At 50.7% G+C, this 13,380-nt stretch carries 18 protein-coding genes; 14 read left to right on the top strand and 4 right to left on the bottom strand.

Annotated elements, in window-relative coordinates:
- The first annotated feature begins 156 nt into the window (after positions 1-156).
- From FPZ49_RS07505 to FPZ49_RS35420, 7 genes are all read left to right on the top strand, one after another.
- A complete protein-coding gene (locus FPZ49_RS07505; RefSeq protein WP_144845135.1) occupies positions 157-1,908 on the top strand; it encodes a 2-oxoacid:acceptor oxidoreductase subunit alpha in 1,752 nt (583 codons plus the stop codon).
- The gene (locus FPZ49_RS07500; RefSeq protein WP_144845133.1) at positions 1,896-2,762 is read left to right on the top strand and encodes a 2-oxoacid:ferredoxin oxidoreductase subunit beta; all 867 of its coding nucleotides are present in this window, start codon (positions 1,896-1,898) and stop codon (positions 2,760-2,762) included. Before FPZ49_RS07505 ends, FPZ49_RS07500 begins: the two co-directional genes overlap by 13 nt.
- A gap of 105 nt (positions 2,763-2,867) precedes the next feature.
- Complete coding sequence (gene pduL / locus FPZ49_RS07495; protein WP_144845131.1) at positions 2,868-3,437, top strand: phosphate propanoyltransferase; 570 nt, start codon at positions 2,868-2,870, stop codon at positions 3,435-3,437.
- A 143-nt stretch (positions 3,438-3,580) separates the two neighbouring features.
- Complete coding sequence (gene miaB / locus FPZ49_RS07490) at positions 3,581-5,053, top strand: tRNA (N6-isopentenyl adenosine(37)-C2)-methylthiotransferase MiaB (RefSeq protein WP_144845129.1); 1,473 nt, start codon at positions 3,581-3,583, stop codon at positions 5,051-5,053.
- A 35-nt stretch (positions 5,054-5,088) separates the two neighbouring features.
- Complete coding sequence (locus FPZ49_RS07485) at positions 5,089-5,541, top strand: RicAFT regulatory complex protein RicA family protein (RefSeq protein ID WP_261381306.1); 453 nt, start codon at positions 5,089-5,091, stop codon at positions 5,539-5,541.
- A gap of 138 nt (positions 5,542-5,679) precedes the next feature.
- Positions 5,680-5,877 (top strand): hypothetical protein, encoded by a 198-nt coding sequence (locus FPZ49_RS07480; protein ID WP_144845126.1) that lies wholly within the window; start codon positions 5,680-5,682, stop codon positions 5,875-5,877.
- A gap of 85 nt (positions 5,878-5,962) precedes the next feature.
- Positions 5,963-6,118 carry a hypothetical protein gene (locus tag FPZ49_RS35420; protein ID WP_186445673.1) on the top strand — a complete coding sequence of 52 codons (156 nt, stop codon included), beginning with the start codon at positions 5,963-5,965 and terminating at the stop codon, positions 6,116-6,118.
- A gap of 42 nt (positions 6,119-6,160) precedes the next feature.
- Here FPZ49_RS35420 and FPZ49_RS07475 read toward each other — a convergent pair whose 3' ends face one another.
- From FPZ49_RS07475 to FPZ49_RS07460, 4 genes are read right to left on the bottom strand one after another with little or no spacing between them, the layout of a single operon-like run.
- Positions 6,161-7,015 carry an energy-coupling factor ABC transporter ATP-binding protein gene (locus FPZ49_RS07475; RefSeq protein WP_144845124.1) on the bottom strand — a complete coding sequence of 285 codons (855 nt, stop codon included), beginning with the start codon at positions 7,013-7,015 and terminating at the stop codon, positions 6,161-6,163.
- 27 nt (positions 7,016-7,042) lie between these two features.
- Positions 7,043-7,768 (bottom strand): energy-coupling factor transporter transmembrane component T family protein, encoded by a 726-nt coding sequence (locus FPZ49_RS07470; RefSeq protein WP_222429885.1) that lies wholly within the window; start codon positions 7,766-7,768, stop codon positions 7,043-7,045.
- 2 nt (positions 7,769-7,770) lie between these two features.
- Positions 7,771-8,049 (bottom strand): PDGLE domain-containing protein, encoded by a 279-nt coding sequence (locus FPZ49_RS07465; RefSeq protein WP_144845120.1) that lies wholly within the window; start codon positions 8,047-8,049, stop codon positions 7,771-7,773.
- Positions 8,042-8,683: an energy-coupling factor ABC transporter permease gene (locus FPZ49_RS07460; RefSeq protein WP_144845118.1), complete on the bottom strand. Its 642-nt coding sequence runs from the start codon at positions 8,681-8,683 to the stop codon at positions 8,042-8,044. Before FPZ49_RS07460 ends, FPZ49_RS07465 begins: the two co-directional genes overlap by 8 nt.
- A gap of 172 nt (positions 8,684-8,855) precedes the next feature.
- Between FPZ49_RS07460 and nikR the strand changes: the two genes are divergently transcribed.
- The 7 genes from nikR (at position 8,856) to FPZ49_RS07425 (ending at position 13,313) form a co-directional block, all read left to right on the top strand.
- Positions 8,856-9,338, top strand: a complete 483-nt coding sequence (gene nikR, locus FPZ49_RS07455; RefSeq protein ID WP_144845116.1) for a nickel-responsive transcriptional regulator NikR — start codon at positions 8,856-8,858, stop codon at positions 9,336-9,338.
- A gap of 102 nt (positions 9,339-9,440) precedes the next feature.
- Positions 9,441-10,883 (top strand): nicotinate phosphoribosyltransferase, encoded by a 1,443-nt coding sequence (locus FPZ49_RS07450; protein WP_144845114.1) that lies wholly within the window; start codon positions 9,441-9,443, stop codon positions 10,881-10,883.
- Positions 10,884-11,022: 139 nt separating this feature from the next.
- Positions 11,023-11,214: a hypothetical protein gene (locus tag FPZ49_RS07445; protein WP_144845112.1), complete on the top strand. Its 192-nt coding sequence runs from the start codon at positions 11,023-11,025 to the stop codon at positions 11,212-11,214.
- Between the two features lie 12 nt (positions 11,215-11,226).
- Complete coding sequence (locus FPZ49_RS07440; RefSeq protein ID WP_144845110.1) at positions 11,227-11,424, top strand: YwbE family protein; 198 nt, start codon at positions 11,227-11,229, stop codon at positions 11,422-11,424.
- A 54-nt stretch (positions 11,425-11,478) separates the two neighbouring features.
- On the top strand, positions 11,479-11,880 hold the full coding sequence (locus tag FPZ49_RS07435; protein ID WP_144845108.1) for a YmaF family protein: 402 nt from the start codon (positions 11,479-11,481) through the stop codon (positions 11,878-11,880).
- Between the two features lie 225 nt (positions 11,881-12,105).
- A complete protein-coding gene (locus tag FPZ49_RS07430; RefSeq protein WP_144845106.1) occupies positions 12,106-12,762 on the top strand; it encodes a chromate transporter in 657 nt (218 codons plus the stop codon).
- 14 nt (positions 12,763-12,776) lie between these two features.
- On the top strand, positions 12,777-13,313 hold the full coding sequence (locus tag FPZ49_RS07425) for a chromate transporter (protein ID WP_144845104.1): 537 nt from the start codon (positions 12,777-12,779) through the stop codon (positions 13,311-13,313).
- Positions 13,314-13,380 lie beyond the last annotated feature (67 nt).

Below are 13,380 nucleotides of genomic sequence, written 5' to 3'. Positions count from 1 at the left end.
GCGTCAAATTTGTCGAAAACCATTGCTTTTTACCTGTAAAGAACATAAAATTTGTTTGACACTGAAAGAAATATTTTATGAAACACGGAGTATTTCAACTCAGGAATGTGGTTTAGCTGAACACAAGTCAGCGATTATCAGAAGGAGTGGACAACGGTGATTAGCCAATTATCATGGAAGGTCGGAGGACAACAGGGGGAAGGCGTGGAAAGTACGGATAAAATTTTTTCCACGGCATTGACCAGACTCGGCTACTATTTGTACGGATACCGTCATTTTTCCTCGCGGATTAAAGGCGGCCACACTAACAACAAGATTCGGATCAGTACGAAGCCGATTCGAGCAATTTCCGACGATTTGGATATCCTCGTTGCATTCGACCAGGAAACAATCGACCTCAATGCTCACGAATTGCGTGAGAATGGCGTAATTATTGCCGATGCAAAAGTAAATCCTGTTGTACCTGAAGGCGTTAAAGCCAGATTGTTCCCAGTGCCGATCACTGCGATCGCAGAAGAGCTGGGTACGTCCCTATTTAAGAACATGGCCGCTTCCGGCGCATCTTGGGCTTTGCTCGGTTTGCCTTTGGAAGTGTTTAATAAAGCAGTAGAAGAAGAGTTTGGCCGTAAGGGCGCAGCGGTTGTTGAGAAAAACATCGAAGCAGTTCGCAAAGCGGCTGAATTCGTGCTGCAATTAAATGGCGGTCCATTGCCTGAATTCCAATTGGAACCAGCTGATGGTAAGCAAAAGTTGTTCATGATCGGTAACGATGCGATCGGTCTCGGCGCAGTAGCTGGCGGATGCCGCTTCATGCCTGCTTATCCAATCACACCGGCTTCCGAGATCATGGAATACCTGATCAAAACACTGCCTAAATTCGGCGGTACTGTAATTCAAACGGAAGACGAGATTGCAGCATGTACAATGGCGATCGGCGCTAACTACGGCGGTGTGCGTACATTGACGGCATCCGCTGGACCTGGCCTTTCCTTGATGATGGAAGCGATCGGCTTGGCCGGTATGACTGAAACGCCTGTAGTTATCGTTGATACTCAGCGCGGCGGTCCTTCGACAGGTCTTCCTACGAAGCAAGAACAATCCGACGTACTCGCGATGATCCACGGTACACACGGTGAAATTCCAAAAATCGTGCTGTCCCCATCGACCATCGAAGAGTGCTTCTACGATACAATCGAAGCGTTCAACTTGGCTGAGCAGTACCAAGTGCCGGTTATCTTGCTGACGGACCTTCAACTGTCCCTGGGTAAGCAAACGGCTGAGCAGCTTGACTTTAATAAAGTTAAAATCAACCGCGGCGCGCTGCAAACCGGCGAGCTTCCAGCTCTTCAAGACAACCAATTGTTCAAGCGCTACGAGTTCACCGAGAACGGCGTTTCTCCACGCTCGATCCCTGGCCAAAAGAACGGTATCCATCACGTAACCGGCGTTGAGCACGCAGAAGACGGCCGTCCGTCTGAAAGCCCAATCAACCGTAAGAAAATGATGGATAAGCGTCTGAACAAGCTGAACAACCTGAAAGTAACAGACGCAATCAAAGTTGACGCTCCTCACGAAGAGCCGGATATGCTGATTATCGGTATGGGCTCCATCGGCGGAACGATCGACGAAGCTAGAACGCGTCTGGCAAGTAAAGGCATGAAGACCAACCACATCACGGTTCGCTTGCTGCATCCGTTCCCGGTTGAAGAAATCAAGCCTTACCTTGAAAAAGCGAAGTCGGTTGTCGTTGTTGAGAACAACGCTACGGCTCAGCTTGCATCCTTGATCAAACTAAACGTAGGCTACGCGGATAAAATCAAGAGCCTGCTGAAATATGACGGTAACCCGTTCTTGCCTGCTGAAATCACTAAATACTGTCAGGAGTTGAACCTTGTATGGCAACATTAAAAGACTTCCGTAACAATATTAAACCGAACTGGTGCCCAGGCTGCGGAGACTTCTCCGTGCAAGCGGCGATTCAAAGAGCGGCTGCCAATGTAGGCTTGGAGCCTGAGCAGCTGGCTGTCGTATCCGGTATCGGCTGCTCAGGCCGGATCTCCGGTTACATCAATGCTTACGGTCTCCACGGTGTTCACGGTAGATCGTTGCCAATCGCACAAGGCCTGAAGATGGCGAACCGCGAGCTGACTGTTGTCGCAGCGGGCGGCGACGGCGACGGCTTCGCAATTGGTATGGGTCATACGGTTCATGCGATCCGTCGTAACATCAACATCACTTACATCGTTATGGATAACCAAATCTATGGATTGACGAAGGGTCAAACTTCGCCGCGAAGCGCTGAGGGCTTCAAAACGAAATCGACTCCGTCCGGTTCGATCGAATCTGCTCTGTCCCCGCTTGAAGTAGCTTTGGCTGCTGGTGCAACATTCATCGCGCAATCGTTCTCGAGCAACCTGAAGCAGCTGACGGCATTGATCGAAGAAGGTATGAAGCATGAAGGCTTCTCCTTCATCAACGTATTCAGCCCTTGCGTAACGTTCAACAAAGTCAACACGTATGAATGGTTTAAGGACAACATCGTTGACCTGGAAGAAACTCCGGATTATGATGCTTCCAACCGTGTTGCTGCAATGACAAAGATCATGGAAACGAAAAGCCTCGTAACTGGTCTTATTTATCAGGATAAGAGCAAGAAGAGCTACGAAGACATGGTCACAGGCTTCAAACCGGAAGGTCTCGCGAAGCAAAACATCCAGATCACCGAGCAAGAGTTTGAAAAATTGGTGGCGGAATTTAAATAATTTTTCGAAAATTTGCAAAGCATGCGGCCTCGGCCGTATGCTTTTTTGTTATCTGGTGGGTATAATGGGAATAGCTGCACATGTGAGCAAAGGAGCGTAATCGCTATGAAACAAGTTCCGATTGGGGTATCGGCAAGACATATTCATTTGTCAAAAGAACACATTGAGCAACTGTTCGGTGCTGGCTATGATTTGAAGCCGCTGAAGCCGCTGTCGCAGCCAGGTCAGTTTGCGGCGGAAGAAACAGTGATGGTGACCGGTCCGAAGGGCCGATTTGAAAAGGTCCGCATCCTAGGGCCGGCGAGGGGCAAGTCGCAGCTCGAGGTATCGCGGACAGATGCGTTTGCACTTGGTATGCAGCCTCCGGTTCGGGAGTCGGGCAATATTGAGGGCACTCCGGGCATTAAAGTGACCGGACCGCAGGGCGAAGTAGAGCTAGCAGAGGGCGTTATTATCGCGGCGCGGCATATTCATTTTCATACCGAAGATGCGGCGAAGTGGGGCATTGTTGACAAGCAGAAGCTGACGGTCCGCGTCGAAGGTGAGCGGGGGCTGACGTTTGATAACGTGGTCGCACGCGTGTCGGACCAATATGCTATGGATATGCACATTGATACGGATGAGGCAAACGCGGCCGGTGTACAGAACGGAGATTTGGGCGTTATTATCGGATAAGGTTGTTCAGAGATTTACGGAAGCCATAGAATTCTTTTGAAATGGCGGTCGAATTAATGCTATAATAAAAGCTTCTGATCATAGAAAATTCGATAAGCTTAGAAGTGGAATGAAACCGCATGTTTTCAGGAGGAACGAAGCTCATGGCGACAACTAAATCCGAGAAAGATTATTCGATATATTTCCAGCCGCCTTCTCTTACGGACGCGAAAAAGAGAGGGAAAGAAGATATTCAAGTCCATTATGATTTTGGCATTCCGGAGGAGCTCCAAGAGCTTGGTAAGGACAAGCTGTACTTAATTCAGACCTACGGCTGCCAAATGAATGAGCATGATACGGAGACGATCAAGGGCTTGCTGGAGCAGATGGGCTACCGGGCAACCGAGGATCGCCATGCTGCCGATATTATTTTGCTGAACACATGCGCGGTCCGCGAGAATGCCGAAGATAAGGTATTCGGAGAACTGGGCCATCTCAGCCATCTGAAGCGCGAGAAGCCGTCGCTGATCCTCGGCGTATGCGGCTGTATGTCGCAGGAAGAATCGGTGGTTAACCGGATTTTGAAAAAGCATCCGTTTGTGGATCTGATTTTTGGAACACATAACATTCACCGTTTGCCATTCCTCGTGAAGGAAGCGATGTTCAGCAAGGAAATGGTGATTGAGGTATGGTCCAAAGAAGGCGATATCATCGAGAACCTGCCGAAGAAGCGTGAGGGTATCAAGGCTTGGGTCAACATCATGTACGGCTGCGACAAGTTCTGTACGTACTGTATCGTGCCTTATACCCGCGGAAAAGAGCGGAGCCGACGTCCGGAGGATGTCATTGCAGAAGTTCGCGAGTTGGCGCGTCAGGGCTTCAAGGAGATTATGCTGCTGGGTCAAAACGTGAATGCGTACGGAAAAGATTTTGAAGATATCGAGTACCGCTTTGGCGATCTGATGGACGATATTCGCAAGATCGATATTCCGCGCGTCCGGTTTACGACGTCGCATCCGCGTGATTTTGACGATCATTTGATCGAGGTGCTGGCGAAGAAGGGCAACCTGATGGAGCATATCCATTTGCCGGTGCAGTCGGGCAGCAATGAGATTTTGAAGCGGATGAGCCGAAAGTATACGCGGGAGCACTATCTGGAGCTCGTGCGCAAGATTAAAGCAGCGATGCCGGATGTCGTGCTGACCACCGATATTATCGTGGGCTTCCCAGGAGAGACGGAGGAGCAGTTCGAGGAAACGATCTCGCTGGTGAAGGAAGTCGGATATGACTTCGCATTTACGTTTATTTACTCGCCGCGCGAAGGAACACCGGCTGCCGATATGGAAGACAGTGTGCCGCAAGAAGTGAAGAGCGCTCGTCTGAAGCGTCTCAACGATGCTTTGAACGTGTACATGAAGCAAAGCAACGAACGCTTGAAGGGACAAACCTTGGAAGTGCTCGTAGAAGGCGAGAGCAAGAACAATGCTAATGTGCTGGCCGCGCGTTCGCGTACGAATAAGCTGGTGCATTTTGAAGGACCGAAGGAGCTGATTGGTCAGTTCGTGAAGGTTTATATTACGGATACCCCAACGTTCTATATTAAGGGCGATTGGGTACAGGAAGCCGTAGCTAATTAAGAATCATAAGTTGAAAAAAGTAGGGGTGCAGCGGAATGTCAGGACATCATCATAATCACAACCAATGTGGAATGGAAGAATATACGAATACGGAAATGATCGTTCGGGAGGACATCCTGGCTAAGGCGAAGGAGCTTGCTGAACTGATCTCGACTTCGAACGAGGTGCAATTTTTCCAAAAGGCTGAGAAGCAAATCGCAAATAACGATGCTATTCAAACGCTAATCAGCAGCATTAAGAAAAAGCAAAAGGAAATCGTAGCGTTCCAATCGTTTGAAAATCTGAAAATGGTTGAGAAAATCGAGAAGGAAGTCGACGATCTCCAAGACGAACTGGATGCGATTCCAATCGTCAGCGAATTCAAGCAATCGCAAGAGGATATCAACTATGTGCTTCAGCTTGTGATGTCCGTGATTCGGGATACGATTTCTGAGAAAATCACCGTAGAAGAAGGAACGGTTGCGTCGGGTTCCAGCTGTAGTGAGTAATCAGAAAGAGATAAGACCGCTAAGCCGGCCCTTGGAAGGGCAGCCTGGCGGTCTTTATTTTTATTGACATAGTAAGCATCACTTTTAAGCAGGATACTAATAAATCAAAACGAAAGAGAGGGCTGGAGTAAACATAAAATGCAGGATGCTGAATATTTGGAGCGACGAATTGAAATCGACGGGATATTCGAGATCCCGCTGCATGTAACGCATCAAAGCTTTAAGATGGAGCTTTATAAGCTTTTTCGTGATAAGGGCTGGGAATTCAAAGGGGCAACCCATGACATTACTTCCGGCCGCCCACGGGGCATGGCAGACGAAACCTCCATCCATTGATGGGGATGCTCTACTTAGGGATAAATAGGCCGAGAAGCGGCAATCCTTCCTAATAGCAAAGAAAAAGCATTAGGGGGATCAGATTGTGGACATCGTGAAATTCACGTATCATCCCGAACGTGAGGCGGACTTAAAGGCGATCATTGACGAGATTAACACGCACGCGGCATTATCGGAAAACGAGAAGCAATCGCTGATGGAAGAGCTGCGCGAGTGGGGTAATCCACCGTCGGAAGTGTAAGATAAGCAATAGGTAGAAAAAGAAAAGAGACCATTCGATGTTTTATGATCGAATGGTCTCTTGGTTTTTCCAAAGCAGCTGGCCGGCAAGCCAGGCTCGGGCTTCTTCGATGCGGATGGGCTGCTGGGAGGGATCTTCCCACTCCAAGCCGGATAAAAGCCGCATGACCGGAGGCAGATCCAGATGCGCTTCAGCCAGCAGATCCGGATGGCTGCAAAACAAGTCGCGCGGAGACATACTGCCGAGACACGCGCCGTGCTTCATCACGACGACGTGATCCGCCCATTCCGCAACCAACTGCATGTTATGGGTGGCAATGATGACAGTTTTGCCTGAGGCAGCGAGCAAATCCATAATTTCTTGAATGCGCTGCTGACCGAGAGGATCCAGAAAAGCCATCGGTTCGTCTAAGATGACGGTATCGGTATCCATGGCCACGACACCGGCTATGGCCACTTGCTTTTTTTGACCGAAGCTCAGCTCGCTCGGGTTCAGCTCGGCCAGCTCCGTGATGCTAAGCAGCTTCATGCTGTCAGCCGCCTTCTGATGCGCAGCCGCAGGGGACAGGCCTTGCTGCAGCGGTCCGAAGGCGACATCGTCCTTCACCGTCATGGAGATGATCTGATCGTCCGGATCCTGAAATACAACGCCAATTCGCCGGGTCCACTCCTGACGATTTCGAGAGGTGACCTTTTCGCCGTTAATGATCACTTCTCCAGAATGGCATAAATACAGGCCGTTCATGTGAAAAATCAAAGTGGATTTGCCGGCGCCGTTCGGACCGACGATGGCGGTCTTTTTGCCTCGAGGGATATCGAAGGTGACGCCATTCAGCGCGGCTTGCCGATCCTTAGTGTATTTGTAATGCACTTGGTGAAATTGGAACATCGATTCCATAGGGGTCTCCCATCTATGCGGTATCCGTTACATGTAAATCAAGTCGAGAAGCCATAAACCGAGCACAGGCAGTACCCAGAGCAGCAGACGCGCGATATCCGTCGATTGATAAGGCTCCAAGTCCTGAGCTGGCGGGATGCCTCGATAGCCTCGAGACATCATGCCCATATAAATTCGTTCGGAACGCTGAAACGATCGGAGCAGCAGGCTGCCGAGCAGGCGGGACAGGATCAGGTAGGCTGACAAAGAAAAGAACGTTTTCCGCTGCATCCCGCGGCTGCGCAAGGCTTGCAGCATTCGCAGCGCCTCATCCCGGATGACCTCCATAAACCGCAGAGTGAACAGCATCAGCTCGACGAAAATGCCCGGCAGCTTCAGCTGCACGAGCGATTGAAAAAACACAGGCAGAGGCATGCCATTAAACAATAAGGTCAGCACTTGCAGTGTAAATACGAGTCTTGCCGAGTAGACAAAAGCTTTTCCAAGCCCGTCTACCGAAATCTGTAAAAATGGAGCAATGGAGATCATCGCTCCATGCTCGTAGAAAGAAAAAAACACAAATGAGAACAAAATAAACGGAACGGCCAATCGCAATCTGCGCCAAAACTGAGAAAGGGGCACACGGTAAACCCCAATCCATCCTTGTCCCACGGCCAAAAGAAGCAAAAGCGTCTCCGTGTGGTGTACGGAAACGCCAATGACTATCATGAGCAGCGCGGCAACAATCCGCAGCGGAGGATATGTAATCGTCAAGCTCATTTGTTACGGTGTGCGAGCCACTTGCCCATCAGCCAAAAAACGCCGAAGGTGAGCAGCACTCCAATCAAACCGGCCATACTGGAGGAGAGCCAAGACTTCACACCTGGGACCGTGTAATCCGGCAGGGGAGAATGGAGATAGCTGGTTGCTTTATTGATATAGCCGGTTTCTTCGCCCGCCTTTTCCAGGCCATCCGGATGGGACGAGGCGAACAAGGAAATCACGCCACCAATGAACAGGGAGACCGCCAGCCAAGCTTTGACTGTTTTACTCATGGGTCATCGTCTCCTTATTGTGAAGTTGAAAGGAGGAACGCTGGGCGAACGGCAATACGACCGCCGTGATCAGCCCTTCTCCAATGCCGATAAAGGCGTGCCAGAACAGTAAAGCCTTCACAGCGGCGCCAAAGGGAACGACTCCAGAAAGTGCAAGCTCAGCCGCACCAAAGAACGAAACGATGGTTACGGAGAGCCAGGAGGTCAAGAACACGTTCACTTGGCGCGGAAGACCCGGGATCATCCGGAGCAGCCGGTAGGCCAGAGCAGCAATGCCAGGAGCCAGAATGGCCATGTTTAAAATGTTGGCGCCCAGCGCGGTAATTCCCCCGTCTTGAAATACGAGCGCTTGGATAGAAACGACCGTGGTCATAATGAGTGTAGCCGGCCAAAAGCCGAACAGCAGCGCGGACAATGCTCCACCGATCAAGTGACCGGACGTTGCTGCGCCGAGGATTGGAAAATTGATCATTTGCGAAGCAAAAATAAATGCGGACATGACGCCCATGACCGGGACGGCGCGATACTCCAGCTTGCTTTTGGAATAGCGAACGCTCTTAGCAAGGACAAGGGCGGAAACGGCGGCTGACGATACCCAGACTTTGGGATCGAGTATGCCGTCAGGAATATGCATGGATAAATCCTCCCCACGGAACTGAATGATGATTCAGATGCCTATCTTTTCCTTATCTTATCACTGTGACACAAATGTGTAAATACGTAACACAGGGACAGGTTTCACGTGTTCATACCGAATCGGCTCGAAATATGCTACAATGTTCCATAGAGTGTTAGCTTGAATTGAGGTGAGCCGGTTGGAAAAAGATGTGTTAACACGATTTGGCGTATCCATGCCTGAAGACCTGATCAAGCAGTTCGATCAATATATTACAGATCAAGGCTATACCAACCGCTCGGAAGCGATCCGGGACTTGGTGCGGAAGGTGCTGCTTGAGCCGAGCCGGTTTAATTCGGACCAGCTGGTGGCCGGGACGATTGTGATGGTATATGACCATCATATAACGAATTTGCCGCTGGACTTGATGGAGCTGCAGCATCAGTATCATCATCATATTATTTCGACGATGCATGTTCATTTGAACCACGACCAGTGCCTGGAGGTCATCGCGGTACGCGGCATTTTGTCGTTGCTGAGGGATCTGAAGCATAAAATTCAAGTGCAGAAGGGTGTGCTGTACGCCGAGCTGTCAGTGACATTTGTGGACGAGCATGGCACAGGAGGCCACCATCACCACCATGGACACAGTCATGAGCATGGCGAAGGTTAATAATTTCCCAAAATAGGGAAAGCTATATCATAGGGCGTCGTGCAGCTAAGGCCGCATAGCGTCCTTTTTCTAGATTCGGGAAGTGTTAGAGGAGCGATGGGCATGACTTACGACCACCTTACCTTACATACGGATAAATATCAGATCAACATGATGTTCGCTCATTGGATGAACGGAACGCAGAATCGGAAGGCAGTATTCGAGGCGTATTTCCGCAAGCTGCCCTTCGGGAACGGCTATGCTGTGTTCGCTGGCTTGGAGCGCATCATCTCTTACATACAGCAGCTAAAATTTGACGAGGAGTCGATCGCCTATTTAGCCGAGCAGGAAGAGCGCTACGATCCGAAATTTTTGGATGAGCTTCGCCGCTTTCAATTTCAGGGCAGCATATGGTCGGCACTGGAAGGCGCGATCGTCTTCCCAAGCGAGCCGCTAGTGCGAGTGGAAGGGCGTATTTTCGAGGCGCAGCTGATCGAAACCGCACTGCTGAACTTTATGAACTACCAGACGCTGATCGCGACTAAAGCGGCCAGAATTCGTCACGCGGCTCCCGAGGACATCCTAATGGAGTTCGGCACGCGAAGAGCACAGGAGGCGGATGCGGCCATTTGGGGGGCTAGAGCGGCATACATCAGCGGCTTCGACGCCACCTCCAATATGCGGGCGGGCATGCTGTTTGGCATCCCGACAAAGGGAACGCATGCGCACTCGTGGGTGCAGGATTACGATACGGAGGAAGAGGCATTCCTGCGTTTTGCCGAGGCACTGCCAGATCAGGTTACCTTGCTTGTGGATACGTATGAGACACTAAGAAGCGGTGTGCCGAACGCCATCAAAACAGCCAAGTGGCTCGAGACGCGAGGCAAGCGGATGCAAGCGATCCGGCTGGACAGCGGCGATCTGGCGTATTTGTCCAAGACGGCAAGAAAAATGCTGGATGAAGCGGGACTATCCTACGTCAAAATTGTGGCGTCGAACGACCTCGATGAAAACATCATTTTTAACTTGAAAGCACAAGGAGCTGCGATCGACAGCTGGGGCGTAGGCACGCAGCTGATTACGGCAGCGGATCAGCCGTCGCTGGGCGGTGTGTACAAGCTGGTGGCAAGAGAGCGGGGGGAGAAGCTGGAGCCGGTCATTAAAATTTCCGGGAATCCCGAGAAGGTGTCCAATCCCGGCTCGAAGGAGATTTACCGGATCATCAATCGTGAGACCGGCAAAGCGGAGGCAGACTATGTGGCTCTGCTAGGAGAGCGCGATATCGCACAGAGGGAGCCGCTGAAGCTGTTTGACCCGATTCATCCATACATCAGTAAAAATATTTCGGAGTACGAGGCGGCTCCACTGCTGCACCCTATTTTTGATCAGGGCAAGCAGGTTTACGAGCTTCCATCACTGGAGCAAATTCGGGGATACCATCGCGAGCAGCTGAGTCAATTTTGGCCGGAGACACTGCGCAAGCTGAACCCGGAGAAATATCCGGTGGTGTTAAGTCCAAAGGCATGGCAGCTGAAAATGGATTTAATCGAGCAGCACCGCGAATGAGGGTCCGAGTCGGGCGGGCATGTTGTCACGTGTAACAATATTGTTGGTATTTGTGTCGGTTTGATGTGTTTTTTATCGGCCAGGTGTGCTATTTTAGGGAAGGATATTTTGCGGAATGAAGAAAGGATGAATAGAAAACATGCCTCCAACAATCGTTATGCTGCTATGGCTGCTCGCGATGGGATCGTTTATTAGCCTCGCGGTCGTCTTGTTTTTTCAACAAAAAACGGCGAAGGGCGTCGTTTACTTAGTTTTGGGACTGGCCACTATCGTGGTGTTCTATTATGGAATCGCGCAAGGCTGGATTGCGATCCCGCCTAAGACGACTTAAAGGAGCTGCGCGATGAACGGGCAAATTCGCGGGCAAATTGCACCTGGTATGCAGGTGGATATCGTGCTGAAGCAGGATCAACGGACCGGAAAGCTGACGCGCGGGATTGTGAAGGATATTTTGACCAATTCGCCTTCGCATCCGCATGGCATTAAAGTTCGGTTAACCGACGGCCAGGTCGGCCGGGTGAAACAAATATTAAGCCAATAGGTTATCTCGTACCTCCGAACAAGCATAGGCTTAAGTAAGAGGAGGGATGGCCTCATGAAAGTGGATAAAGAATCGGCAACGCCGGTTCAAGAGGTTAGGAAGCCGGCGCATGCGCACGCGTATCACGCAGTGACCTCGGTGACGCTGGAGCATTCACATGTGATCGAGCTGTTCGTGTATCCCGCGAACGGAGACGCTTATGACGGTCATACGCATAATTATCAAGGCCATACCCAGATGGCGGCCGGCCATTTCCACCGCTTGATCGGCACGACGGGACCGGCGATTGCGCTGCCGGACGGCTCGCATGTGCATGAAATGTACGACATGGTGAAGGATGAGCCGTTTTCCTTTCAAGGCGGGTATTACTCCACGGAAATGCTGATCCAAAGGCATGTGCATGCTTTTACAGGACCTACGGGAAAAGGCATTGGCTACGCCCCGGCAGGCTGGTAAGCTTGAATAGCTATTAAATTAAATCTCTCCGTGTACTTGGCGGAGGGATTTTTTGTGTTAATGCCAATATGAATTATAGAAGGCGGAAATCAGGGCTTAAATCGCCTTAAAACCGATAGATTTCGTCGGGAATAGTAATAAAAACAAATATAGTCTAAATGTTTATTCCAAAATGAAATAAAGTGCGTTATACTTGTATCATATGGATCGCACGGAGGTGGAAGTATGCGGGATTGGAAAACTTATATCAGCGAATTGTGGAGCATCTTTTATACTTTTCTCAAAATTAGTCCAACGACCTTCGGCGGCGGCTACGCGATGATCCCGGTCATTGAGCGGGAAGTGGTAGAGAAGCAGAAGTGGGTCTCCAGCGAAGAGATGGCGGAAATGATCTCGGTTGCGGGCTCGGCGCCCGGCGGCATCGGCGTGAACGCGGCGGCTTCCGTAGGCTTTCAAAGAGCGGGGGTCGGCGGTGCGGCTGCAGCAGTCATCGGGATTACGATTCCTACGTTTCTGATCGTGTTTGTTCTCTGTGTGGCATTCAGCCATGTGCAGGAGTTTCCCAAAGCGCAGGCGGCGCTTCGAGGTCTCCACGCGGGCATTGCGGCGTTGATTACGGTGGCGGCTTACAACATGTGGAAATCTTCCGTTGTGGACAAACCGACTCTAGCCGCTGTAATTTGTACGGTGCTGCTGCTGCTCTTTATGCCGATTCATCCGATCTGGATGATCGTGGGCGGTTTGCTGGCAGGTCATGTGATTCGTTATGTGCAGGCGCTTCTTGGTCTTCGTCCACCGGCCATACCGGCAGACGTAAAGGATGAGAGTCCCTCACTTTCTGGATATAAGTATTCCGATTACTTTATCGCGGACGGCATTTAAAGGCGGGTGTTCATATGTATTGGGACTTATTCATAACCTTTTTAAAAATCGGCTTCATTTCCTTTGGTGGCGGTTACGCCATGATTCCCGTCCTCCGGCACGAAGTCATAAGCCACCGGTGGATGAGCGACGGAAGCTTTGATCAAGTCATCTCGCTCGCCGGGATTGCCCCGGGTCCCATTGCTACGAATGGCGCGACGTTGATCGGCTACCAGTCGGCCGGCTGGATCGGTGCTGTAGTGGCTACGCTAGGCATGGTACTGCCATCGCTGCTGCTCATGGTGCTGCTCTCGGGATTTCTGTATCGCGTTCGGAATCAAGCTTGGCTCAAGTCGACGTTCTATGGCTTGAAGCCGGTTGTGACCGGATTGGTAATCTATGCGGCAATCCATTTCGCCATACCGGGCGGCGAGGACACGGCGATGAGCTGGAAGTCGATCGGTTTGTCTCTCATTTTTATCGGGGCGGTGGTGTCGCTGCTGAAATTCCGGCTTCATCCGTTGACCGTCATCTTGCTGTCGGGTTTGCTGGGGATTGCCTTTTATCAATAGTGTGGTGAAAAAAGAAGAACGACTACTTCCACGCCTTAGCGGGTGTTGAAGCGGGTCGTTTTTTTTG

This window comes from Paenibacillus cremeus, from assembly GCF_007786445.1.
Classification (GTDB): domain Bacteria; phylum Bacillota; class Bacilli; order Paenibacillales; family NBRC-103111; genus Paenibacillus_G; species Paenibacillus_G cremeus.
The sequence above is the reverse complement of the archived record's forward strand: the minus strand, read 5'-3'. Positions and strand labels throughout refer to the sequence as shown.

Bases quoted from the DNA above. Each gene is read 5' to 3' on its own strand.
- FPZ49_RS07430 (WP_144845106.1), top strand. From the start codon at position 12,106: ATGCGGGATTGGAAAACTTATATCAGCGAATTGTGGAGCATCTTTTAT.
- FPZ49_RS07480 (WP_144845126.1), top strand. From the start codon at position 5,680: ATGCAGGATGCTGAATATTTGGAGCGACGAATTGAAATCGACGGGATA.
- FPZ49_RS07465 (WP_144845120.1), bottom strand. From the start codon at position 8,049: ATGAGTAAAACAGTCAAAGCTTGGCTGGCGGTCTCCCTGTTCATTGGT.
- FPZ49_RS07445 (WP_144845112.1), top strand. From the start codon at position 11,023: ATGCCTCCAACAATCGTTATGCTGCTATGGCTGCTCGCGATGGGATCG.
- FPZ49_RS07460 (WP_144845118.1), bottom strand. From the start codon at position 8,683: ATGCATATTCCTGACGGCATACTCGATCCCAAAGTCTGGGTATCGTCA.
- FPZ49_RS07475 (WP_144845124.1), bottom strand. From the start codon at position 7,015: ATGGAATCGATGTTCCAATTTCACCAAGTGCATTACAAATACACTAAG.
- FPZ49_RS07440 (WP_144845110.1), top strand. From the start codon at position 11,227: ATGAACGGGCAAATTCGCGGGCAAATTGCACCTGGTATGCAGGTGGAT.
- FPZ49_RS07485 (WP_261381306.1), top strand. From the start codon at position 5,089: ATGTCAGGACATCATCATAATCACAACCAATGTGGAATGGAAGAATAT.
- FPZ49_RS07500 (WP_144845133.1), top strand. From the start codon at position 1,896: ATGGCAACATTAAAAGACTTCCGTAACAATATTAAACCGAACTGGTGC.
- FPZ49_RS07450 (WP_144845114.1), top strand. From the start codon at position 9,441: ATGACTTACGACCACCTTACCTTACATACGGATAAATATCAGATCAAC.
- FPZ49_RS07435 (WP_144845108.1), top strand. From the start codon at position 11,479: ATGAAAGTGGATAAAGAATCGGCAACGCCGGTTCAAGAGGTTAGGAAG.
- pduL (WP_144845131.1), top strand. From the start codon at position 2,868: ATGAAACAAGTTCCGATTGGGGTATCGGCAAGACATATTCATTTGTCA.
- miaB (WP_144845129.1), top strand. From the start codon at position 3,581: ATGGCGACAACTAAATCCGAGAAAGATTATTCGATATATTTCCAGCCG.
- FPZ49_RS07425 (WP_144845104.1), top strand. From the start codon at position 12,777: ATGTATTGGGACTTATTCATAACCTTTTTAAAAATCGGCTTCATTTCC.